We start from the raw sequence: 22,117 nt of genomic DNA, 5'->3' as shown, positions 1-22,117 counted from the left end.
TCAAGCCTCCATGGGGGCATCCACGGGCGCCTGTGCAAAGCCTGCCTTGCGCCGCCGCATGGCGGCCGGGTCGAAGCTTGGCGCCTGCGTCGGCCAGCCAAAGAACTTCTGCACCTCGACACGCCGCGCCAGCGTGTCGCTCATGCCCAGATTGATCAGCTCGCCGGTGAAGGAGGGTTCAAACAGCAGATAGCTGGTCAGCGCCGAGCCGCTGGCCCCCTTGCCCTCACCCGCCACGCCGACGCTGCGCAGCAAGCCCTTGATGGCCGGCGGCAGGCTGCCCTGGTGCTCGGCCGCCAGCTCATCGAGGCGGCGGCTGGGGGCGATCACCAACACATCGATGGGCCGCAGCGGCGTGGCCTGCAGCGCGTCCGGCGGCAAGAGCGACAAGGTGTTGTTGATGCGCTGCAGGCGCTCGACATCGACCGCCAGCGCATCGAGAAAGATATTGGACAAAGCATGGCCGGCGATCTGCGCCATGCTCGGGTGGCCGCTGACCAGGGTCTGGCGCCGGCCCGGGGGCTCGTGCATGCGACCGGCGCCGATCACCAGCACCCGGTCGGCGCCCAGATGCACGGCCGGCGAGATCGGTGCGCTCTGGCGCATGGAGCCGTCGCCGAACCACTCGAGCTGGCCGTCCAGATCCAGCTGCTGGGCCGGGAAGATGAAGGGAATGGCCGAGGAGGCCATCAGATGATCGATGCTGAGCTTGGCCCGCACGGCGATGCGCTGCGAGCGCAGCCAGGGCTCGAAGGGCAGATGGGTTTGGTAGAAGGTGACGTGCTGGCCCGAGGTGTAGCTCGATCCGCTGATGGCCAGGGCCTGCATATGGCCGGCGGCCAGCATGGCATCGAGCCGATCCATACGGATCCAGCGGTTCAGCAAGCGCCCAAGGGGCGAGTTGTCGAGCAGGCTGTTGGGCCGCGTGCGGCGCCAGCGGGCCACGGCCCAGCCCAGGCTCATCATGGTCATCCAGCGCGCGCCGGTGCGGATCACGCCAAAGGCATCGGCGGCGTAGACCTGGTCCACATGGAGGTTCTGCCAGAGGTGCACCAGGCCATCGACCGCGGCATCAAAATCATCGGCATTGCAGGCCAGGGTGGCGGCATTGATGGCGCCGGCCGAGGTGCCGGCCACCACCGGAAACGGGGTCGAGGTCTGCGGGCCGCCCAGGCCGGCATCCCGGCGCAACTGGGCAAGGGCCGCCAGCACGCCCACCTGGTAAGCGGCGCGGGCGCCACCTCCAGTCAGGATGAGACCGGTGCGGGGAGAAGACGAGGGAGTCGCAGCCATGGTGTGAATTGCGTCACATCATCGCTGAATTCCAGCCCGGACGAAGCCTCGAGAAGCCGGCAAAACACCACGGCCTGCAGCCCAGCCGCCACAGGGCAGGCATGCGGTGGCCCGCGTCATGCAGCTGCAAGAATCAACGTCAACCGGCGTCGTAAATGATTTGCGCCTGCGGCAAGGGCTTGGCCTGGCCTTTCACCGGGCCGCCAAACTGGCTCAGGCGCGCCAAGGCCTCGTCGCAGGGCCAGAAGCGGCTGTCTTCGCCCAACTCCAGCCGGAACTCGGCGCCCTCATGCTCGCCCTGCAAGAAGTGGTGGGTCTGGATCTTCAGGCCCTGCAGCGTCACACCCTGCTCGGTCTGCACCTGGCGCGGCGGCCATTGCTTGACCACCTCCTTCAGATCCGGAAGGGTCGCGCCGACCGGCACGTAGAAGTAACGGCCAAATCGCGTGCGCGCCGCGGCCAGGTCCCAGATGGCCTGGACATTGAAGCGGTAGCCGCCAGCAAAGCGGTCGATCTGCACCTTGCCCTGCAGGATCAAGAGCTCGTCGTCGACCAGCAGCTCCTTGTGCAGATTGAGCAGCTCCTCGTTGGCCACGGCTTCGATGATGTCGCTCTTGTCGTCGAGCTTGAAGATCGCCACGCGGCCGCGGTTGCCGTTGATCACGCGCAGATCGCTGACGATGCCGGCCAGCATCACCACCTCGCGGCTCAGCGCGGCGTCCTCGACATTGGCAATGCGGCGCTTGACCATGCGCCGCACCTCGTCGCCGCTTTGGTCAAACAGGTGGCCGCTGAGGTAGTAGCCAATGGCCGTTTTCTCCAACGTCAGCTTTTCCTTGATGCTCCAGGCCGGCACGTCCACCAGATCGGGCTCGGCCGTGGACGAGCCATGGGTGTCGCCGAAGTCGAACAGGCCGCCCTGGTCGGCATTGGCCTCCTGGGTTTCGGCATGGGTGTAGCCGCGGGCCACGCTGGCCAGCAGGCGGGCGCGGTCGGGTTCCAGGCTGTCGAAGGCGCCGGCCTTGATCAGCGCTTCCACCACGCGCTTGTTGCAGGCCTTGCGGTCGATGCGGCAGCAAAAATCGTAGAAGCTCTTGAAGGGGCCGTCCTTCTGGCGCACCGCGACGATGGAGTCGATCGCGCCCTTGCCCGTGCCCTTGATGGCGCCCAGGCCGTAATTGATGCGCTTGGGCCGGCCGCCCGGCGTGCCCGGCGCCGCCCAGTTCGGGAACACCCCGTCGCCCGGCATGATGGGCTCGAAACGGTGCACACCGAGGTTGACGTTCGGCGGCTCGAAATCGATGCCGAAGAGCTTGGCGTCATTCAACAAGACCTTGAGCTTGTCGGTGTCGTCCATTTCAATCGTCATGTTCGCGGCGAAGAACTCGGCCGTGAAATGCACCTTGAGCCAGCCCGTGTGGTACGCCAACAGGGAGTAGGCGGCGGCGTGCGACTTGTTGAAGCCGTAGCCCGCGAACTTCTCCATCAGGTCGAACACTTCGTCGGCCTGTTTTTCATCCAGGCCGTTGACGGCCGCGCCCTTGCGGAAGATGGCGCGGTGCTCGGCCATCTCCTCGGCCTTCTTCTTGCCCATGGCCCGGCGCAGCATGTCGGCGCCGCCGAGGCTGTAACCGCCCAGCACCTGGGCGGTCTGCATCACCTGCTCCTGGTAGACCATGATGCCGTAGGTCTCGGCCAGCACCGGCTCGGTCAGCGGGTGCGGATACTCGACCACTTCCTTGCCGTGCTTGCGCGCCACAAAGGTCGGGATCAGGTCCATGGGACCGGGTCGGTAGAGCGCGTTCAGGGCGATCAGGTCTTCCAGCCGCGAGGGTTTCGCGTCCTTCAACATGCGCTGCATGCCGGTCGATTCAAACTGGAACACGGACTCGGTCAAACCATCCGAGAACAGCTTGTAGGTGCGCCGGTCGTCGAGCGGAATGGTCTCGAAGGCGAAGTTCTTCTGGTCCGGGTAACGCGCGACGATGAAGTCCTTGGCCAGCTCCAGAATCGTCAGCGTGGCCAGGCCCAAGAAGTCGAACTTCACGAGACCAATGGCCTCGACGTCGTCCTTGTCGTACTGACTCACGGCCGAGGTGGAGCCGGGCTGCTGGTACTGCGGACAGAAGTCGGTGATCTTGCCCGGCGCGATCAGCACGCCGCCGGCGTGCATGCCGATATTGCGCACCATGCCTTCCACGCGGGCGGCCAGCTTGAGCAGCTCGGCCACTTCTTCTTCCTGGGCCTCGCGCTCGTTCAGCTCCGGCGCCTCGTGCCGGGCGTAGATCATCTTTTCCTTTTCAGGATCGAAGTTCTCCGGCAGCTTGGCCAGGGTCACGGTCTTGCCCGGCGGCGCCGGGATCAGCTTGGCGATGGAGTCCACCTGGCCATAGCCCATGCCCAGCACCCGGCCGATGTCGCGCAAGGCCGCCTTGGCGGCCATGGTGCCGAAGGTGGCGATCTGGCTGACGGCCGGGCGGCCGTATTTTTCCTTGACGTAATCGATCACCCGGTCGCGGTTGCCCTGGCAGAAGTCGATGTCGAAGTCGGGCATGGACACCCGCTCCGGGTTCAGGAAGCGCTCGAACAGCAGGTTGTACTGCAGCGGATCCAGGTCGGTGATCAAGAGCACATAGGCCACCAGGGAGCCGGCACCCGAGCCCCGACCCGGGCCCACCGGGCAGCCATGGGTTTTGGCCCACTTGATGAAGTCGCCCACGATCAGGAAGTAGCCCGGGAAGCCCATCTTGATGATGGTGTTCAGCTCGAACTCCAGGCGCTCCACATAACGCGGCCGCTCGGCGTCACGCTTGGTCTCGTCGGGGTACAAGAGTTTGAGCCGGTCCTCCAGGCCCTCAAAGGACAGCTGGCGGAAGTACTGCTCCATCGGCATGGGCGTGCCGTCTTCCAGCAGCGGCGTCGGGAAGTTGGGCAGCTGAGGCTTGCCCAGCACCAGGCTGATGGAGCAGCGGCGGGCGATTTCCACCGTGTTGGCGATCGCCGACGGGATGTCGGCGAACAGCGCCTCCATATCGGCTTGCGAGCGGAAGTACTGGCCCGGCAGGAAGCGCTTGATGCGCTTGGGGTTGGTCAGGGTCTCGCCCTCGGCCACGCAGACGCGCGCCTCGTGGGCATCGAAATCGTCTTCGCCCAGGAACTGGATCGGGTGGGTGGCCACCACCGGCAGGCCCAGCTCGGCCGCAAAGGGCACGCTGGCCTGGACCAGGGCCTCCTGGCCGGCCAGGCCGGCGCGCTGCAGCTCGATGTAGAAGCGGTTCGGGAAGATGGCCGAGAAGCGCTGCGCCCAATCGCGCGCCCGCACCTTGTCGCCACTGAGCAGGGCCTGGCCCAGGCCGCCAAACTGGGCGCCCGAGAGGCAGATCAAGCCCTCATTCAGCTCCTGCAGCCATTCCCATTTGAGGCAGGCCTGGTTGCGCTGCACGTTCTGGATCCAGGCGCGCGAGAGCAGTTCGCAGATGTTCAGATAGCCCTGGTAGTTCTGCACCAGCAGCAGCAGGCGGGTCGGGTTCTTGTCCGAACCCTCGGGCTCCAGCCAGCAGTCGGCGCCCAGCACCGGCTTGACACCTTTCTTGCGGCAGGCGTTGTAGAACTTGATGCCGCCAAACATATTGGCCAGGTCGGTGATGGCCAGGGCGATCTGCCCATCTTTGGCGGCCGCAGCGGCCGCGTCATCGGTTCTGAGGGTGCCGTCGACGACGGAAAATTCGGTGTGGGTGCGCAGATGAACAAAAGCCATGGCGGCATTGTAGGCAGGGGCATGGTTCTCCCCAGCCGCGGGCCCGCTGCCGGCGGCTATGCTGCCGGCCAGATTGCAACCGCATCCCCACGGAGGAGCCCCCCCATGCACAAGACCTTGCCCACCCTGGCCACCCGCCTTGTCTCCAGCCTTGCAGCCGCCTTTCTGCTGAACCCCAGCGCCCAGGCCGCCGGCCAGCCCGACCCCGGCAAACGCCCCAGCAGCGCCGATGTGCTGGCCGCCGCCCAGCCCGGCGACTGGCGCGAAGTCAAGGCCGAGGATGCCCTGCTGATGGAACTGGCCAGCGGCCCGGTGGTGATCGAGCTGGCGCGCGAGTTCGCGCCCGTGCATGCCAGCAACATCGTCCGACTGGCCCGCGGCGGCTATTTCGACGGCCTGGCCATCATCCGCGTGCAGGACAACTACGTCACCCAGTGGGGCGATGCCGATGACGAGGCGCCCACCGCCCGCGCCAAGCCTGCGGACCTGGCCAAGGCGCCGGTCGAGTTTTCCCGCGCGCTGAAAGGCCTGGACTTCCGCGCCCTGCCGGAGCGCGATGGCTGGGCGCCCCAGGTCGGCTTCGTCAACGGCTGGCCGGTGGCGGCCGATCCGAAGAAAGGCCGCGCCTGGCTGACCCATTGCAACAGCATGGTCGGCGCCGCCCGCGGCAATGAACCCGACTCCAGCGACGGCAGCGGGCTTTACACCGTGATCGGCCATGCCCCGCGCGCCCTGGACCTCAACATCACCAGCGTCGGCCGCGTGCTGCAAGGCATGGAACGCCTCAGCGCCCTGCCCCGCGGCACCGGCGCCCTGGGCTTTTACGAGAAGGCCGAGCAACGCACGCCGATCCAGCGCGTGCGCGTGCTGGCCGATGTGCCCGAGGCCGAGCGCCCCAAGCTGCAGGTGCTGCGCACCGACACCGCCACCTGGAAGCGCTGGCTCGATTCGCGCCGCTACCGCAGCGGCTGGTTCGTCCACAGCCCCGACCGCGTCGAGCTGTGCAGCGCCCTGCCCCCGGTGCGCCCGGCGCCCTGAACCAGCCTCGGCGCTACAGCTCCTGCACGCGCAGAAACGTTGCGAAGCGCGGCAGGCCCGAGCCAGTCAGCCCGCGATAGCGGTAGCTGACCGTGCTGCCCAGCGGCGGCGGCGCGCGGCGCTGGGCCTCGCTGAAGCCGCTGCCGATGTTGAACTCCTGGCCCGCGGCATTGCGCACGCGCAGCGCACCGAGCAGGCCGCTCCAGCGCCCCTGGCCCGGCAGGTGGGCGATGACCACAGCGTCTTCATCGTCGTGGGTCTTGAGCTTGAGCAAGGCCTCATGACGACCACTCAAGTACGGCGCATCGGCCTCGTGCAGCATCAGGCCCTCGCCACCGGCGCGCAGCACGGCCTGCAAGCGCTGGCGGAGTGCAGCCAGGCTCTCCACGCGGTCCTGCGGCACGACCCGCAGCAGCGGCGCGTCGGCTGCGGCCGCGAACTCCTGCAATCGGGCCACACGCGCAGAAAACGGACCGGCCCCGCCGGGCAGCTCGAACAGCAGGTACTGCATCTGTTGCCACTCATCCTCACGCGGCGCGCTGCGCCTCAGCGCCGCCGAGCAGGCCTCGAAGCGCCCTCTCCCCATCCACAGCTCACCATCCAGGGGCTGCTGGGGCGGCAGGCGCGCCAGAACACTCGGCGGCGCCGCCAAGACCAGGCCCTGGCGGCTAAGCAGGCGCTCGCCCGTCCAGTAGGCACGCACGCCATCGAACTTCTCGCTGACCAGGTAGCGGCTCAGGTCCTGCCCGGCCAAACCGTCCAGCCCTCCGCGTGGTGTTTGTGCCAGCAGCAAGGGGGGCTTGGTTGCGCCGGCCGGCGACGTGGCTGCAGCAGCCCAAGTCCCGGCTGGCAGCAGGGCCGGGCTGAGTTGCAAGAGCTGGCGGCGCTGCAAGCCCGCACCCGCGCGCCCGGCCGCCTTCCCATGCACCTGGATACAGGGCTCAGACCCCGAAGCCATCGATTCCATGAGCAGCTCCTTGCATCAAAACGCCGTGGACCCATTTCATGACGGAGGCCACACCAGCGTGTGTGCAATGAGCCTACGCCGGCCCACGGCCCCTCTCAAGCCGCTTATGCTGTGGGAGCCGTGCCGAACACCAGCGTGCGCCGGATTTCATCCTTCGAATCGAGGATTGAGGAGCTGCCCTTCATGCCCCATCGCCGCCATGCCCTGGCACTTCTGGCCGCGCCAGCCCTGGCACGGGCCATCCCGTCCATGGCACCGGCCAACAGCAGCGCGGAAGGCGTCTTGCGCGTGGTGGCCACCGAGTTCCCGCCCTACACCACGCAGGAAAGCAGCGAGGGCGGACCGGCGATCGCCATTGCCCGCGCCGCCCTGGCCCGCACCGGCCTGACCCTGGAGATGGACTTCCGCCCCTGGTCTCGCCTGATTGCCGAGCTGCAGCGCGGCCTGTGGGACGGGGTCATCGGCGTCTGGCGCAACCCCGAGCGCGAAGGCTATCTCAGCTTTCCGCAGCCTCTGGGCATTGCCAACCGGATCGGCTTCATGGCGCGCAGCGATCGCCGCTTCGATGTGCGCGAGCTGAGTCGCTTGAAACACCTGCGCATCGGCATCGTGCGCGGCTACGCCAACCCGCCCGCCTTCGAACAGGCGAACTTGCAATGCGACGAAGCCCTGGACGACCTGGGCAATCTTCGCAAGCTGCAAGCGGGCCGCATCGATCTGGCCCTGGTGGACAAAGGCGTGGCGGCGTACTTGCTGCGCCGCCAGCTGTCCGAAGCGGCGGCATCTCTGGTCTGGCTGGAACCCTCGGTGGCGGACATGCCGCTCTACATGGCCTTCAACCGCGCTCACGCGGCCCACGGGTCGCGCGTGACTGCCTTCAACAAAGGCATGGCCGAAATGCAAAGCAGCGGGCAGCTGGCCCGCTTGTTGATGCGCAGTGCCGAGTTGATGTGATGGGCCGCACCCCGCCGTGCGGGCGGGGCCGGGCTCAAGCTTCCGGGGCGATCTGCTCGGCGTATTCGTAAAGTGCGCCGAGGATGTCCTGGCCGCGCTCATCGGCCGCCTCGCTGAGCTCGTCCACACGCTCGAAAAACGCCGCCAGGGTCTGCGCGCCGCCGGCGCCCTCGTGCAGGCGGGCGGCGCAATGGACCTGCCAGCGCTGTGCCTCGGCCGCGCTGAGGCTGGCCGGGAAATTGCGCGCGCGGTAGCGGAACACCAGCTCGGCCAAGCGCTCATCGGCAAAGGTGAGCTTGCCCTCGGCCGCGCGCTGGGCAATCTGCTCGGGCGTCTGGCTGCGCAGGCGCTGCAGGGCGCGGCGGTCATCGGGGCCGATGAAGCCGCCGTAGAGGTCTTCGTCCACATCCACCGGGCCGGGCGTCGCTTCGCGCTTGAAGACATCGCCCCAGAGTCCATCGAGCAAGCGGCCTTTCTCCATCAGCATTTGGGCATGGGCCAGGCCCTGGGCCATATCCAGCCCCCAGCGCTCGGCCATGGCCGGGCTCAGGGTCTTGAGGTTGCCGATGACGACGGGGGACTTGTTGATGTGGATGGTCTTGATCGGCAGCCGGGTCTGGCCCTCGGGCAGATCCTCCTGCTTGACGAACATGCGGCCGCGGATGTCGGCAGCGTTCAGGGTCAGCAGCTCGGCCGGGTCGGTGGCCAGGTCCCAGACGATCAGCTCGTTCTTGTTCGTCGGGTGCGGCGCCAGCGGCCAGACCAGGGCGATGCAACCGCGCTCGGGGCCGTACATGCCCGAGATGTGCAGAAACGGCCGGCCGACACCGATCTCGGCCCAGACCGCGTCTTTCTTGCGCAGGCGCAGGCAGAAGTCAAAGAGCTTGGGCTGGGCGGTCTTGAGCAAGCGCGCCAGGGCGATGGTGGCGCGCACATCGCTGAGTGCATCGTGGGCCGCCTCGTGCACCAGGCCGTTGGCCACAGTAAGGTGTTCGAGCTTGAAGGACGGGCGGCCATCCTCGTGGCGAGGCCACTCGATGCCCTCGGGGCGCAGGGCATAGGCACAGCGCACCACATCGAGGATGTCCCAGCGCCCGCACTCGTTCTGCCACTCGCGGGCATAGGGGTCGATCAGATTGCGCCAGAACAGATGGCGCGTCACCTCGTCGTCGAAACGGATGGTGTTGTAGCCCACGCCCACCGTGCCGGGTTCGGCCAGCGCCGCCTCGATGGCGGCCGCGAAGGCATGCTCGGGCACGCCTCGCTCCAGGCAGGTCTGCGGCAGGATGCCGGTCAGCAGGCAGGACTCGGGGTCGGGCAGGCTGTCCGGGCTGGGCTGGCAGTACAGCATCAGCGGCTCGCCGATCTCGTTCAAATCGGCATCGGTGCGCACGCCTGCAAACTGGGCCGGCCGGTCGCGCCGCGGCACCCGGCCAAAGGTTTCGTAGTCGTGCCAGAAAAAGCTGAATTCACTCATGGCGCGCAGCGTAACGCATGCGCCGCGCTGACCGAAGCATCCAGACACCGGGCGGGCGGGAATGCGAGGCCATCCCTCGCCCCTGGCCATCCCTCGCTTGCGGGTCGCCAGCAATTCAAGCCCGATGTTTGGCAACTATTTCACACTCAAGCGCACGCACGTTGCGCCGATAGAACGAGGCGGACCTCTCGAAATGGCCAGACTGATCGGCTCGCCTTGCCCTGCCAACAGTCCGTTCATCCTCTCCTCCCTCATCCTGGAGCGCGCACATGAGCCTCATCCCCGTTGTGTCAACACACGACATGAAATGCCCGCCCTCCCAAGGCCGCCATGCCCCCATGCTTCGACCGAATTGCCCGCCGGTAGCCTGCCGAGCACTGGTTCGTGCGCTGAGCCTGGCTCTGCTTGGTCCAGCCAGTGGCGTGGCCTGGGCCGCCTTGTCCGCCCCGCTGCCCAGCGGCGGGCAGGTGGTGGCCGGCCAAGCCCAGATCAGCCAGCGGGGCCAGGTCTTGACCGTGCAGCAGAGCAGCGCCCAGCTGATCACCGACTGGCGCAGCTTCAATATCGGCGCCGGCCACAGCGTCGAGTTCCTTCAGCCCAGCCGCAACGCCGTGGCCTTGAATCGGGTGCTGGGCAATGAGGTCTCGACCATCCAGGGCGCTCTCAAGGCCAACGGTCAGGTTTTCCTGCTGAACCCGAACGGCGTGCTGTTCACGCCCAGCGCCCAGGTCAATGTCGGCGCCCTGGTGGCCAGCACCTTGAACCTGGACAACCAGGACTTTCTGGCCGGGCGCTACCGCTTTGAAGGCAGCAACAGCCAGGCCATCGTCAACCAGGGTCTGATCCAGGCCGCCCAGGGCGGTTCGGTCGCCTTGATCGCGGCACGCATCAGCAACAGCGGCAGCATCCAGTCGCCCGGCGGCCAGGTGCTGATGGGTGCCGGCGCCAAGGTCACGCTGGACCTGGGCGGCCCGGTCAAACTCAAGATCGACGAGGCCGCCATCGATGCGCTGATTGAACAAGGCGGCGCAATACGAGCCGATGGAGGGCTGGTCTACCTGACGGCCAGGGCCGCGGGCCGGCTGACGCAGACGGTGATCAACCACACGGGCATCACCGAGGCACGAGCACTCAATGAAGGTCCAGGCGGACGAATCGCCCTGGAGGCAGACAGCGGCATGGTGATCGCTGGGGGCACCCTGGACGTCAGCGCAAGCGCTGGTGCGGCGGGTCATGTCAGCGCGACCGCGCCACGCGTCTTGCTGCCGCAGGACAGCCGCATTCATGCTTCAGGCGGCGCGGGCGGAGGGCTGGTTCAAGTGGGTGGCGGCTGGCAGGGTCAAGACAGCCGCATCCACAATGCCCAGGAGGTCTTGGTACTGCCCGGCGCAAAGATCGATGCCGATGGCATGTCGCAAGGTGACGGGGGAACCGTGGTCGTATGGTCCGATGGTTTCACCAGCTTTGCAGGCTCGATCTCAGCCGTTGGCGGCGCCCTGGGAGGCCATGGGGGACAGGTAGAAGTCTCTGGCAAGCAAGGGCTAGGCTTCAGCGGCAAGGTCGATACATCCGCCATCCGTGGCAGGGCCGGCTTGTTGCTGCTGGACCCCAACACCCTGACCATCACCGACGGCAGCTCAGGTCAGACGGGCACGCCTTCTGACTGGGCGAACCAGTCCAACTTCAACAGCTACTCGATTCCAGAAACCGTGCTGGAAGGCCTGACCGGGGATGTGGTGCTGACTGCGGTCACCGACATCATCATCAACAACCTGTCAGACAACGTCCTTAACCTCTCTGCCACCAATATGTCGTTCTTCGCCAACGACGAGAGCGGGCCTTCCAGCTCGGGCGGCTTCACGATGCGGGACATCAACGACAAGATCGTCCTCAACCAAGGCGCCGGCAGCACCCTGACATTCCAGGGCGGATCTGTCTCCAGCCGGAACAACGCTTCCAACAGCAGTGCATCCAGCACGTACACCGCATCGTCCATCACGGTCGGCAATATCGAGACGGCCGGTGCTTCGGTGGTTTTCAACACCAAACGATCATCCGCTGCAGATCCGATTCGCGCCTTCGGGAGCATCACAACCAATGGAGGCAGCGTCACCGTCACCCCCGGGACACGCTTCGGTTTGACCAACTCGGCCGTGGTCAACGTTGAATTCTTGGGCGCCGTCGCAACGGGCGGCGGCAACATGACCAGCAATATGACCGGCACGGTCAAGATCAACGGGGGTCTCAATCTGGGCGCAGGCAGCGCCACCTTTGGCGGGACAGGCACCCAGATCAACTCCTTGGTCCAATCGACCAGCAATGTGACGATCAGTTCCCCTGTGAGCTTCGGCGCGGGTTCGGGCATCAGCACGTCGGGCACGATCACTTTCAATTCCACGGCCTCCATGCTCGCGGGAGGCAGCCTGACCTTATCGGCCAACGACTTTGCCTTCAACAGCGCATTCACGGGCAATTCGGCGGCCATTACCCTGCAACCCTTCAACCCAAGCGCCAATATTGATGTCGGTGCCGCCGGCAGCGGCGGCGGGATGACGATCACACAAGCAACCCTCGGCCAACTCAATGGCTTCTCGAACATCACCATCGGGCGCAGTGACGGCACGGGAATCACCACCGTGGTGTCCGACACCACGGTCGGTGCAAGCACACGCCTGGAGTTGATCAACGATCGAATCAATGTCACAGGCGGAAAGGTCGCCAACACCTCAGGCGAAGTGCGCCTGACTGGCAATCAGATCAACGTCACGCGCCCTGTCGAGGCCCCAGGAAAGGTTTCGGTACAGGCACTCTCACCGGGCGTCTCACTCAGCCTCAGCACTAGTGGCGCGGGCACGCTGGACGCCCCCGTGCTTGAACTGGGCAGCACAAGCGGCCCTGACCTGGTGATCAGCAGCGATATCAACACCACCGCTGCCAGTGCCATCCTCAAAAGCGCCGGCAACGTCACCGCGAGCGCAGGCGGTCTCTCTTCAGCCAGCCTTGCCGTGCAAGCTGGAGGCTCGGTCACTTTGAGCGACGACAGCTTTGCATTCACCAGTCTGGCGCTTCAAGCGGGCGGCACGGTGTTGGCAAAGAGCAGCCAGCCCTTTGATATCGGGACGGTCCAGGGAGTTTCGGGGATCCATGCGCCGGGCCAAGCACTCACGTTGGAATCCACGGGAACCGGTACGGTGACCAGCGGCCAACCCATCAATGCCGCTTCTGTCGTCTTGCGCGGAACCGCAGCTGGCTTCGACCTCTCGGGGGCCACGCACTCGATCGGCACGCTCGCGGCCAACGTCGGCGGCGCGCTGAATTTGATCAATACTGGCCCCCTCTCGATTGACGTGTTGGGAGGCACAAATGGGGTCAGCGCCAACGGACCGATCCATCTGAGCACCCTCAGCGGGAACTTGAGCATCAATCGCCCGGTGCTCAGCACCGACACCAGCGTCGGTGCCATCGTGCTCAACGCGGGGCGCAGTGCCAGTGCAGGAAGCAGCAGTGGTGGAGACCTCCAAATTGGTGCACAGGGAAGCATCCAGACTGGCAGCGGCGGTCGTGCCACGCTGTACTCGGGCAGCATCTCTGGCAGCACGGGTTTGACGGGCTTGCTGGGTCTAGGCAGCGGCCGCTTCCGCTACAACAGCGATGAAGCCAGTGCAGGATTCGACGGCACAGCGGCCGCACTCGGCACGGGCTTGTATGCGCTGTACCGGGAGCAGCCTCGCCTGCGCGTGAGTTTTGCGGACCAGAGCTCGGTGTATGGCGAGACCCTCGCCACACCCACCCATCAGCTCAGTGGCGCCGTCAACGGGGATACGGGCGATTTGTTGTCCAGCGGCAGCGCGACCGTGGTGATCGGGGGCGGCACCTCAAGTGCATCGCGGCCCACCGTCGGCGCCCATGACCTGCAGTACAGCCATGGACTCAGCAGCGGCCTGGGCTACGGATTTGAAGATGACACCACCCGCAACCAAGAGTTACAGGTCCGAGCACGCGCGGTGAGCCTGAGCGGACTGAGCCTCAGCCCACGTGTCTACGACGGAACCTTGACCGCAACTCTCACAGGAAGCCCCTCCGTCACAGGACTGGCGGGCGACGTGGTCACCATCTCCGGCACACCGACCGCCAGCTTTGCGGACGCAAACGCCGGCACAGCCAAACCAGTGACCCTGACGGGTCTGACCTTGTCGGGCAGCGATGCGGGGAACTACACGCTGAGCGGTTCCTTCACGGGAAGCATCGACGCGCGCCCGATCACAATCAGTGCGACATCGAAGTCAAAGGTCTACGGGAACATAGACCCGGCGTTGACTTGGAGCCTCAGCAGTGGCTCCTTGATCGGCAACGATCCCTTGAATGTCGTGTTGCAACGCACAGCCGGGGAGAACGTCGGCAGCTATGCCATCAGCGCGGCGGCATCCGGCAACAGCAACTACCTCATCACAAGCATCAATGGAGCGCTGACCATTGAGCAACGCCCCATCACCGTCACCGCCGACAACAAGAGCAAGGTCTACGGCAACGCCGATCCGAGTCTGAGCTACCAGATCAGCAGCGGCAATCTGGTCGGCAGCGATGCGCTCAGCGGCGCCTTGAGCCGGGCGGCTGGCGAGAACGTCGGCAGCTACACCATCGATGCCAGTGCCCTGAGCAACAGTAACTACGCGATCACCGCGCAGAACGGCAGCCTGAGCATCAGCCCACGGCCGCTGGCCGTCACGGCCGATAACAAGAGCAAGGTCTATGGCAATGCCGATCCGAGCCTGAGCTACCAGATCAGCAGCGGCAATCTGGTCGGCAGCGATGCACTCAGCGGCGCCTTGAGCCGGGCGGCTGGCGAGAACGTCGGCAGCTACACCATCGATGCCAGCGCCCTGAGCAACAGCAACTACGCGATCACCGCCCTGCCCGGCCAGCTGGCCGTGACACCGCGCCCGATCACGGTCCAGGCCGACAACAAGCAAAAAACCTTTGGCGCCCCCGACCCCGCGCTGAGCTTCAGCATCACCGAGGGCAACCTGGTGGCCGGCGACAGCCTCGCTGGCAGCCTGAGCCGGGTGGCCGGCGAATCGGTGGGCGCACATGCCATCCTGGCGGCGAATTTGAGCAACAGCAATTACGCCATCACCCGCCGTGACGGCGAGCTGAGCATCTCGCCGGCACTCAATGCCAATGTGATCGCAGGCAATCAACCCGCGCTGACCTTTGTCATCAGCAGCAGCCCAACAGGCAGCCTGCCCAGCGGCGCGGCCAGCTCCAGCGGCCTGCAGCTGGTGGACTCCGGGCCGGCGCCCACGCCAAGCGGCTCAGCCGCAGCGCCCGGAGCAGCCACTCCCGCGGCGACGTCCGCGACGGGTGAAACGAGCAGCAGCAGCAGCAGCAGCAGCAGCAGCAGTGACGGTGGCAACGCGCCTTCGTCTGCCGCTTTGCTCGGCAGCGGCAACACCAGCGTTGGCGGCACGCGCATCTTTGTCCGCCAAGGCGGCATCCGCTTGCCCGAGCCCGGCAGCAGTTCCAACAGCACCGGCAACGACGGCCAGCGGGAGGACAAGAAATGAGCCAGCCCCATGGCAAGCCCCTGTCTTCGCAGGCCTTGAAACCCTACTCCCCCCACGCCGCCATGGACCACCACTCAGCCCCCTACCCGGCCCACCTTGTGGCCGTGGCCGTCTCCAGCCTGCTGGCCCTGGCCGCACCGATGGCCGCTCATGCGCAAGCAGTGCCGGATGCCGGGCAGATCCTGCAGCAGAGCCGCCAAGCGCCACCGGAAGCGCCCAAGCCCGGCGTGCAGCTCAAGCTCAACAACCCCAAGACCCAGCTGGCCCTGCCGGGCGGACGCAAGGTGCAGGTCAAGGCCCTCAGCTTGGGCGGCAACAGCGTCATCGACAACAAGACCTTGGAAGCGGCCGTGGCCGATCTGCTGAACACCGAGCTCGATCTGTCCGGCCTGCAGTCGCTGGCCGAGCGGGTCGGTCTGTTCTACCAACAGGCCGGCTATCCCTTCGCCCGTGCCTACTTGCCGCCGCAAGAGCTCAGCGATGGCACGCTGCGGGTGGAACTGCTCGAAGGCCGCTACGGTCAGATCAAGCCGATCAGCAGCCGGCCGGACTGGGCCGAGCAGGCCGCGCCTTACCTGTCGATGCTGCAGCCCGACACTGTGATCCGCAGCCCGGAGCTGGAGCGCAGCGTCTTGATCCTCGGTGACTTGCCCGGTGTGGCCGTCACCCCGTTGATGCAACCCGGTGAGAAGGTCGGCACCGGCGACCTGCTGGTGGAGCTGGCCCCCGCACCCGCCCTGGTCGGTTCGATCGGCGCCGACAACCATGGCAACCGCTACAGCGGTGCCCACCGCCTGCAGCTCAATCTGGACTGGAACAGCCCCTTCTCGCTGGGTGACCAAGTCAGTCTGCGCAGCCTGTTCAGCGATCAAAAGCTCTGGCTGGGCAGCCTGGGCTACTCGCGCCCGCTGGGGCGGCACGGCCTGCGCGCCGAGGCCAGCTACTCGCACAGCGACTACCAGCTGGGCAAGGAGTTCGCCGATTCGAAGGCGCAAGGCTATGCCAAGACCGCCTCCCTGGGTCTGAGCTACCCGGTGCTGCGCAGCAATGCCGCCAATGTAAAGCTCTCCATGCGCTACCAGTACAAGCGCCTGCAGGACCGCACGCTCAATGGCAGCGACGACAAATCCAGCCAGAGCCTGCCGCTCTCACTTGACTTCGATCGCCGCAACAGCCTGGGCCTCGGCGGCATCAGCTACGGCAGTCTGAGCGTCACCAACGGGCGCCTGCGCCTGTCCGACGCCCTGGTCGGTCTGGACAGCAACCAGACGCGCGGTCGTTTCCTCAAGTTCAACCTCGACCTGGTGCAGCAGCAAACCGTGTTCACACCGGACAGCAGCCTCTATGCCCGCTTCAGCGCGCAATGGGCTGACAAAAACCTCGACTCCAGCGAACGCATCAGCCTGGGCGGCATCAGCGGCGTGCGTGCCTACCCCAGCGGCGAAGGCGTGGGCGACCGCGGTGCCCTGGCCCAGCTGGAGCTGCGGCATAACATCGGCGCCGCCACGCCGTTTGTCATGCTGGATGCCGGCCGGGTGCGCATCAACACCGTGCCCACCGCCGGCACCGCACAGAACTACCGCACCCTGGCCGGTGCCGGCCTGGGCGTGCGCGTCAACGGCGAGCGCTGGCAGCTGGAAGCCGCCGCCGCCTGGAGCCTCAAGGGTGGCGAGCCGCAAGCTGACCCCATCACCCGCCACAAGCCACGCCTGTGGTTAAGCCTGGGCTACCGGATCTGAGGCCGCCCGCCGGCACGATACCGAAGAGCTGACGCCGCGATGCCGGGCGGGCCGGGGGGGCGCTGGCCGGCCCGCCCGCCATAATCGCGGCTTCCTCTCAGCCCGGCGCCTGGCGCGCCGTGATCGCCCTTGAAGAAACTGCTTGTGATCGGCGCCGTGGCGCTGAGCCTGATCGCCCTGCTGCTCGGCGTTGCGGCCGCGCTGATCTATCCCACCCTGCCCGATCTGGCCGAGCTGAACGACTACCAGCCCAAGCAATCGCTGCGGGTCTTCACCAGCGACGAGGTGCTGATCGGCGAGTTCGGCACCGAGCGGCGCAAATACCTGCCGCTGGACCAGATCCCCAAGCTGATGCAGGACGCCTTGCTGGCCATCGAAGACAGCAATTTCTACGAGCACAGCGGCATCTACCTGCCCGGCATCCTGCGTGCCGTGGTGGCCAATGCCACGCAAGGCCGTACCCAAGGTGCTTCCACCATCACCCAGCAGCTGGCGCGCACCCTCTACCTGACCAAGAAAAAGGTCTACTCGCGCAAATTCGTCGAGGCCTTGCTGGCCATGAAGCTGGAAAGCGAGCTGAGCAAGCAGAAGATCCTCGAGGTCTATATGAACCAGATCTATCTGGGTCAGCGGGCTTATGGTTTCGAGGCCGCGGCCGGCGCCTACTACGGCAAGACGCTCAAGGATCTCTCCATCGCCGAAACCGCCATGCTGGCCGGCCTGCCGCAAAACCCGGCCTATGCCAACCCGGCGGTCAACCCGGAGCGCGCACGCCGCCGCCAGCATCTGGTGATCAACCGCATGGTGGACACCGGCGTCATCACGGCCGAGCAGGCCGAGAGCGCCAAGGCCGAAAAGCTGCACATCCGCTCGCCCCAGGACGCGCGCGTCCATGCCGAGTTTGCCGCCGAAATGGCGCGTGATGTGGTCTTTGAGCAGTACGGCGAGGAGGCTTACACCAAGGGCTTGCGCGTCTACACCACCCTGGTTTCGCAAGAGCAGGCCGCCGCCTACCGGGCCCTGCGCCGCAGCCTGCTGGAGCTGGAAAAGCGCAAGCCCTACCGCGGCCCGGAGGGCTTTGTCGCCCTGCCGGACGACGAGGCCGAACGCGACAGCACCATCGCCCAGGCCCTGGCCGAACACCCGGACCAAGACGATCTGCGCGCCGCCGTGCTGCTGCAAACCTCGACGCAAAAAGTGCGTGCGGTGATGCAGAGCGGCGAGGAGCTGACGCTCAGCGGCGAGGCCTTGCGCGGCGTGCAATCGGCCCTGTCCGACAAGGCACGCGAAGCCAGCCGCTTGCGCCCCGGCGCCATTGTGCGCGTGATGCGCGGCGCGCCCAGCAAGGCCGAGCCGCAAGGCGCCTGGTCCATCGTCCAGCCGCCCGAGGCCGAAGGTGCACTGGTGGCGCTGGAGCCCGGCACCGGCCGCGTCCATGCCCTGGTCGGTGGCTTTGACTTCAATCGCAAGCAGTACAACCACGCCACCCAGGCCAAGCGCCAGCCGGGCTCCAGCTTCAAGCCCATCGTCTACTCCGCCGCGCTGGAACAAGGCGTCAGTCCCAGCACCGTGGTGCCCGACGAGCCCCTGGTCTTCGGCGACTGGGAGCCCAAGAACTCGGACGGGAAGTTCGACGGCCTGATGAGCGTGCGCCAGGCCCTGGCCCGCTCCAAGAATATGGTGACCATCCGCATCACCCAGCTGATCGGGCCGGCGCGGGTGCGGGAATGGGCTTCTCGCTTTGGCATCGAGATAGACGCCGGCCGCGAGAACCTGACCCTGGCCCTGGGAACCAGCGAAGTCACGCCCTTGCAGATGGCCAGCGCTTACGCGGTGTTTGCCAACGGTGGCTACCGCCTGCCTCCCGTCATCATCGAGCGCATCACCGACAGCAAGGGTCAGGTCTTGTTCGAGGCACCCAAAGCCCAGCTGAGCGAGGACCAGCGCGCCATCTCCGAGCGCAATGCCTTTGTGACCGCCAGCCTGCTGCAGGAAGTGACGCGCAGTGGCACGGCCGCACGCGCCCAGGGCACGCTGCGCCGCCCGGACCTGTACGGCAAGACCGGCACCACCAACGATGCGGTCGATGCCTGGTTCGCGGGCTTCCAGCCCAGCCTGGCCACCGTGGTCTGGATCGGTTACGACCAGCCGCGCTCGCTGGGCGACCGCGAGTCGGGCGGCGGCCTGGCCCTGCCGGTCTGGATCGATTTCATGAGCGTGGCCCTGCGCAACAAGCCGGTGCAGGAAATTGCGCCGCCGGGCGAAGGCCTGCTGCGTGGCGCCAACGGCGACTGGAGCTTTGAAGAATTCACTGGAGAGGCGGGCATTCGTGCCATCGGCCTCGATGGCACTGCGAGCCTGAGCCCACCATCAGCGGCCAGCGAGGCCGCTTCCTCGCCCTTGACCACACCCTGAGGCCGCGCGCCCTCAGCGCTTCTTGACGATCACGCTGCCGATGGAATAGCCGGCACCGAAGGAGCAGATCACGCCCAGATCGCCGGCCTTCAAATCGCCGCGGTGCTCGTGGAAGGCAATGATGGAGCCGGCCGAGGCGGTGTTGGCATAGGTGTCGAGAATCAGCGGCGCCACGTCCGAGCCGGAGGCGCCCATGCTTTCACCGATCAGCTTCTTGATGATGAGCTGGTTCATGCCCAGATTGGCCTGATGCAGCCAGAAACGGCGCACCGAGCTGGGCGCGGTCTCCAGCGTGCCCAGATGGGCCTCGATGTGGGCGGCGGCCATGGGCACGACTTCCTTGAACACCTTGCGGCCTTCTTGCTTGAAGGTCTTGTCGCGCGCATTCGGGTCGCTGTCCTCGGCGCGGTTCATGAAACCGAAGTTGTTGCGGATGGCGTTGGAGAACTGGGTCACCAGCTTGGTGCCCAGGATCTCCCACTGGTCTGCCGAGGTGGCCGTGTCGGCGCGCTCGATGATCAGGGCGGTGCAGACATCGCCGAAGATGAAATGGCAGTCGCGGTCTTTCCACTCCAGGTGGGCGGAGGTGATTTCGGGGTTGACCACCAGCACGCATTTCGAGGCGCCGGAGCGCACGGCGTTGTAGGCCTGCTCGATGGCGAAGGTGGCCGAGGAGCAGGCGACGTTCATGTCAAAGCCATAGCCGCTGGCGCCCAGGGCCTGCTGGATTTCGACCGCCATGGCCGGATAGGGGCGCTGCATATTGGCGCTGGCGCAGAAGATGGCGTCCACATCGGCGGGCTGCTTGCCCGCGGCGGCAATGGCTTTGCGGGCTGCGTCCACGGCGATCTCGGCCATCAGCGAGAGCTGCTCGTCGCTGCGCTCCTGGAAGCGCGGGTACATGCGCGTGGGGTCGAGCACGCCGTCCTTCTCGATCACATAACGCTGTTTGATGCCGGATGCTTTTTCGATGAACTCGACGCTGGAATGCGTCAGCGGCGCGCGCGTGCCGGCCGCGATTTCATCGGCATGCTGGGCGTTCTGCAGATCGGCGTAGGCGTTGAATGCAGCCACCAGTTCGGCGTTGCTGATGATGTGGGGCGGCTGGTAGAGACCGGTGCCGCTGATGACGACGGAATGCATGGAATGGAACCTTTGGGTGTCGCGGAGCCTGAATGGCCCGGGTGTGCCAGGCAGTGTAGCCAGACTACATGCGGTGAGAACTGAGGGCCAGCTCCAGCATTTCGCCGAGTTTGTGGACCGAAGGCGGTCAAGATCGGCGTAGAATCGCTCACCGGGCCCAAATTTTGGCGTCCGGTTTTTTTCGTCCGTACCACCCTCGCTGGTGGCTTCGCGGATGCAAAGCAGGCGTGACTCTTTCCCGAGACGCCACGCCGGCCGGATCTCCAAGTCAAGTGCTCGCAGCCCAGGGTCTGCACTGCATGAACGCAGCCCGAAACTTGCGAACGATTCGACTCATGGAAATCTTTGACTACGACAACATCCTGCTCCTGCCCCGCAAATGCCGCGTGGAAAGCCGCAGCGAATGTGACACCTCGGTCCAGTTCGGGCCCCAGCGCTTCAAGCTGCCGGTGGTGCCGGCCAATATGAAGACGGTGGTGGACGAAAACATCACCGAGCACCTGGCCGCCAATGGCTACTTCTACGTCATGCACCGCTTCGACCTGGACACGGTGGCCTACGCCAAGTCCATGCGCAGCAAGGGCTTGCTGGTCTCCGTCAGCTCCGGCGTGCAGGCCGCCGACTATGCCGTCATCGACCGACTGGCCGCCGAAGGCGTGGGCGCCGACTACATCACCATCGACATCGCCCACGGCCATGCCGAAAGCGTGCAGCGCATGATTGCCCACATCAAGCAGCGCCTCCCCGAGACCTTTGTGATCGCCGGCAATGTCGGCACGCCCGAGGGCGTGATCGACCTGGAGAACTGGGGCGCAGACGCGACCAAGGTCGGCATCGGCCCCGGCAAGGTCTGCATCACCCGGCTCAAGACCGGCTTCGGCACCGGCGGCTGGCAGCTCTCGGCCCTGAAATGGTGTGCCCGCGTGGCAACCAAGCCCATCGTCGCCGACGGCGGCATCCGCCACCATGGCGACATCGCCAAGAGCATGCGCTTTGGCGCCTCCATGGTCATGATCGGCTCGCTGTTCGCCGGCCATGAAGAATCGCCCGGCAACACGGTGGAAGTCGACGGCAAGCTCTACAAGGAGTACTACGGCTCGGCCAGCGACTTCAACAAGGGCGAGTACAAGCATGTGGAAGGCAAGCGCATCCTGGAGCCTGTGAAGGGCAAGCTGGCCGACACCTTGCGCGAGATGCGCGAGGACTTGCAAAGCTCCATCTCCTACGCCGGAGGCCGCAGCCTGGCGGACCTGCGCAAGGTCAACTATGTGATCCTGGGCGGGGAGAACGCGGGGGAACATTTGTTCATGTGAGCAAGCAAGGCTGTCGAACCCGAGCAATACGGGTCTTGCTCACCCTCAGACACAGGCTCCCTCAGCGACGGCTCGCATAGACTGCGAGCCGCTGCCCTGCGGGCCTTTTTGCTGGAGAGGCACAGCGCTGACACCGCCCCACCATGAACCGCCCTGCCCTGAACACCTGGCGCCGCGCGCCCAAGTCTTTGCTGATTTGCCTGATCCTGCTGTCGCTGTGCTTGGGTCTGTTCGCGCGTGCCTTGGTGCGCGTGGAACGCGAACGCCAGGCCTTGGCGGTGGGCCTGTGCATGCTGGACCCCGCGGGGCGCAGTTCCTTGATCCCCTGCCAGGACCGTTTCGCTCCGCGTGAAAGCTGGGCCGAGCATCTGCTCGACGTGCTCTTTCCCTGAGGCGCTCGCCCCAGGCGCGGAGCCGCGCGCATGGTGGACAATCGAGCCATCCCGTTTTGTGCTTT

At 66.0% G+C, this 22,117-nt stretch carries 12 protein-coding genes and 1 pseudogene; 8 read left to right on the top strand and 5 right to left on the bottom strand.

What is annotated here, in order from left to right; genetic code table 11:
• Positions 1–1,293 (bottom strand): patatin-like phospholipase family protein, encoded by a 1,293-nt coding sequence (locus OOB33_RS14870; protein ID WP_102770209.1) that lies wholly within the window; start codon positions 1,291–1,293, stop codon positions 1–3.
• Positions 1,294–1,432: 139 nt separating this feature from the next.
• Entirely contained in the window at positions 1,433–5,050 is a 3,618-nt protein-coding gene (gene dnaE, locus OOB33_RS14865; protein ID WP_271009242.1) for a DNA polymerase III subunit alpha, read from the bottom strand.
• A 105-nt stretch (positions 5,051–5,155) separates the two neighbouring features.
• Here dnaE and OOB33_RS14860 point away from each other — a divergent pair, with 105 nt between their 5' ends.
• Positions 5,156–6,088, top strand: a complete 933-nt coding sequence (locus OOB33_RS14860; protein ID WP_271009241.1) for a peptidylprolyl isomerase — start codon at positions 5,156–5,158, stop codon at positions 6,086–6,088.
• Between the two features lie 13 nt (positions 6,089–6,101).
• Here OOB33_RS14860 and OOB33_RS14855 read toward each other — a convergent pair whose 3' ends face one another.
• Complete coding sequence (locus OOB33_RS14855) at positions 6,102–7,055, bottom strand: DNA ligase (protein WP_271009240.1); 954 nt, start codon at positions 7,053–7,055, stop codon at positions 6,102–6,104.
• Between the two features lie 183 nt (positions 7,056–7,238).
• On the opposite strand from OOB33_RS14855, the gene OOB33_RS14850 reads away from it, so the two are divergent.
• Complete coding sequence (locus OOB33_RS14850; protein WP_271009239.1) at positions 7,239–8,009, top strand: substrate-binding periplasmic protein; 771 nt, start codon at positions 7,239–7,241, stop codon at positions 8,007–8,009.
• 34 nt (positions 8,010–8,043) lie between these two features.
• Here OOB33_RS14850 and sbcB read toward each other — a convergent pair whose 3' ends face one another.
• The gene (sbcB, locus tag OOB33_RS14845; RefSeq protein WP_271009238.1) at positions 8,044–9,486 is read right to left on the bottom strand and encodes an exodeoxyribonuclease I; all 1,443 of its coding nucleotides are present in this window, start codon (positions 9,484–9,486) and stop codon (positions 8,044–8,046) included.
• A gap of 269 nt (positions 9,487–9,755) precedes the next feature.
• Here sbcB and OOB33_RS24575 point away from each other — a divergent pair.
• The 4 genes and pseudogenes from OOB33_RS24575 to OOB33_RS14825 form a co-directional block, all read left to right on the top strand.
• Positions 9,756–10,628: pseudogene (locus OOB33_RS24575) on the top strand (two-partner secretion domain-containing protein); the annotation flags it as partial.
• Positions 10,629–10,745: 117 nt separating this feature from the next.
• Positions 10,746–15,050: a beta strand repeat-containing protein gene (locus OOB33_RS14835; RefSeq protein WP_271009236.1), complete on the top strand. Its 4,305-nt coding sequence runs from the start codon at positions 10,746–10,748 to the stop codon at positions 15,048–15,050.
• On the top strand, positions 15,047–16,789 hold the full coding sequence (locus tag OOB33_RS14830; RefSeq protein WP_271009235.1) for a ShlB/FhaC/HecB family hemolysin secretion/activation protein: 1,743 nt from the start codon (positions 15,047–15,049) through the stop codon (positions 16,787–16,789). The genes OOB33_RS14835 and OOB33_RS14830 overlap by 4 nt, the downstream gene beginning before the upstream one ends.
• Before the next feature lie 129 nt (positions 16,790–16,918).
• The gene (locus tag OOB33_RS14825) at positions 16,919–19,204 is read left to right on the top strand and encodes a penicillin-binding protein 1A (protein WP_271009234.1); all 2,286 of its coding nucleotides are present in this window, start codon (positions 16,919–16,921) and stop codon (positions 19,202–19,204) included.
• Positions 19,205–19,216: 12 nt separating this feature from the next.
• Here OOB33_RS14825 and OOB33_RS14820 read toward each other — a convergent pair whose 3' ends face one another.
• Positions 19,217–20,347, bottom strand: coding sequence for a beta-ketoacyl-ACP synthase III (locus OOB33_RS14820; RefSeq protein WP_271009233.1), 1,131 nt, complete (start codon positions 20,345–20,347; stop codon positions 19,217–19,219).
• Between the two features lie 335 nt (positions 20,348–20,682).
• On the opposite strand from OOB33_RS14820, the gene OOB33_RS14815 reads away from it, so the two are divergent.
• Complete coding sequence (locus OOB33_RS14815) at positions 20,683–21,660, top strand: GMP reductase (RefSeq protein ID WP_271009232.1); 978 nt, start codon at positions 20,683–20,685, stop codon at positions 21,658–21,660.
• A gap of 143 nt (positions 21,661–21,803) precedes the next feature.
• A complete protein-coding gene (locus tag OOB33_RS14810) occupies positions 21,804–22,052 on the top strand; it encodes a hypothetical protein (RefSeq protein WP_102770200.1) in 249 nt (82 codons plus the stop codon).
• Positions 22,053–22,117: the final 65 nt, after the last annotated feature.

Source organism: Paucibacter sp. B51 (assembly GCF_027863535.1).
GTDB classification, from domain to species: Bacteria; Pseudomonadota; Gammaproteobacteria; order Burkholderiales; family Burkholderiaceae_C; genus Paucibacter_A; species Paucibacter_A aquatilis.
This window is presented reverse-complemented; position numbering and strand designations above follow the sequence as displayed.

Bases quoted from the DNA above. Each gene is read 5' to 3' on its own strand.
- OOB33_RS14870 (WP_102770209.1), bottom strand. From the start codon at position 1,293: ATGGCTGCGACTCCCTCGTCTTCTCCCCGCACCGGTCTCATCCTGACT.
- OOB33_RS14820 (WP_271009233.1), bottom strand. From the start codon at position 20,347: ATGCATTCCGTCGTCATCAGCGGCACCGGTCTCTACCAGCCGCCCCAC.
- OOB33_RS14810 (WP_102770200.1), top strand. From the start codon at position 21,804: ATGAACCGCCCTGCCCTGAACACCTGGCGCCGCGCGCCCAAGTCTTTG.
- dnaE (WP_271009242.1), bottom strand. From the start codon at position 5,050: ATGGCTTTTGTTCATCTGCGCACCCACACCGAATTTTCCGTCGTCGAC.
- OOB33_RS14855 (WP_271009240.1), bottom strand. From the start codon at position 7,055: ATGGAATCGATGGCTTCGGGGTCTGAGCCCTGTATCCAGGTGCATGGG.
- OOB33_RS14830 (WP_271009235.1), top strand. From the start codon at position 15,047: ATGAGCCAGCCCCATGGCAAGCCCCTGTCTTCGCAGGCCTTGAAACCC.
- sbcB (WP_271009238.1), bottom strand. From the start codon at position 9,486: ATGAGTGAATTCAGCTTTTTCTGGCACGACTACGAAACCTTTGGCCGG.
- OOB33_RS14850 (WP_271009239.1), top strand. From the start codon at position 7,239: ATGCCCCATCGCCGCCATGCCCTGGCACTTCTGGCCGCGCCAGCCCTG.
- OOB33_RS14860 (WP_271009241.1), top strand. From the start codon at position 5,156: ATGCACAAGACCTTGCCCACCCTGGCCACCCGCCTTGTCTCCAGCCTT.
- OOB33_RS14815 (WP_271009232.1), top strand. From the start codon at position 20,683: ATGGAAATCTTTGACTACGACAACATCCTGCTCCTGCCCCGCAAATGC.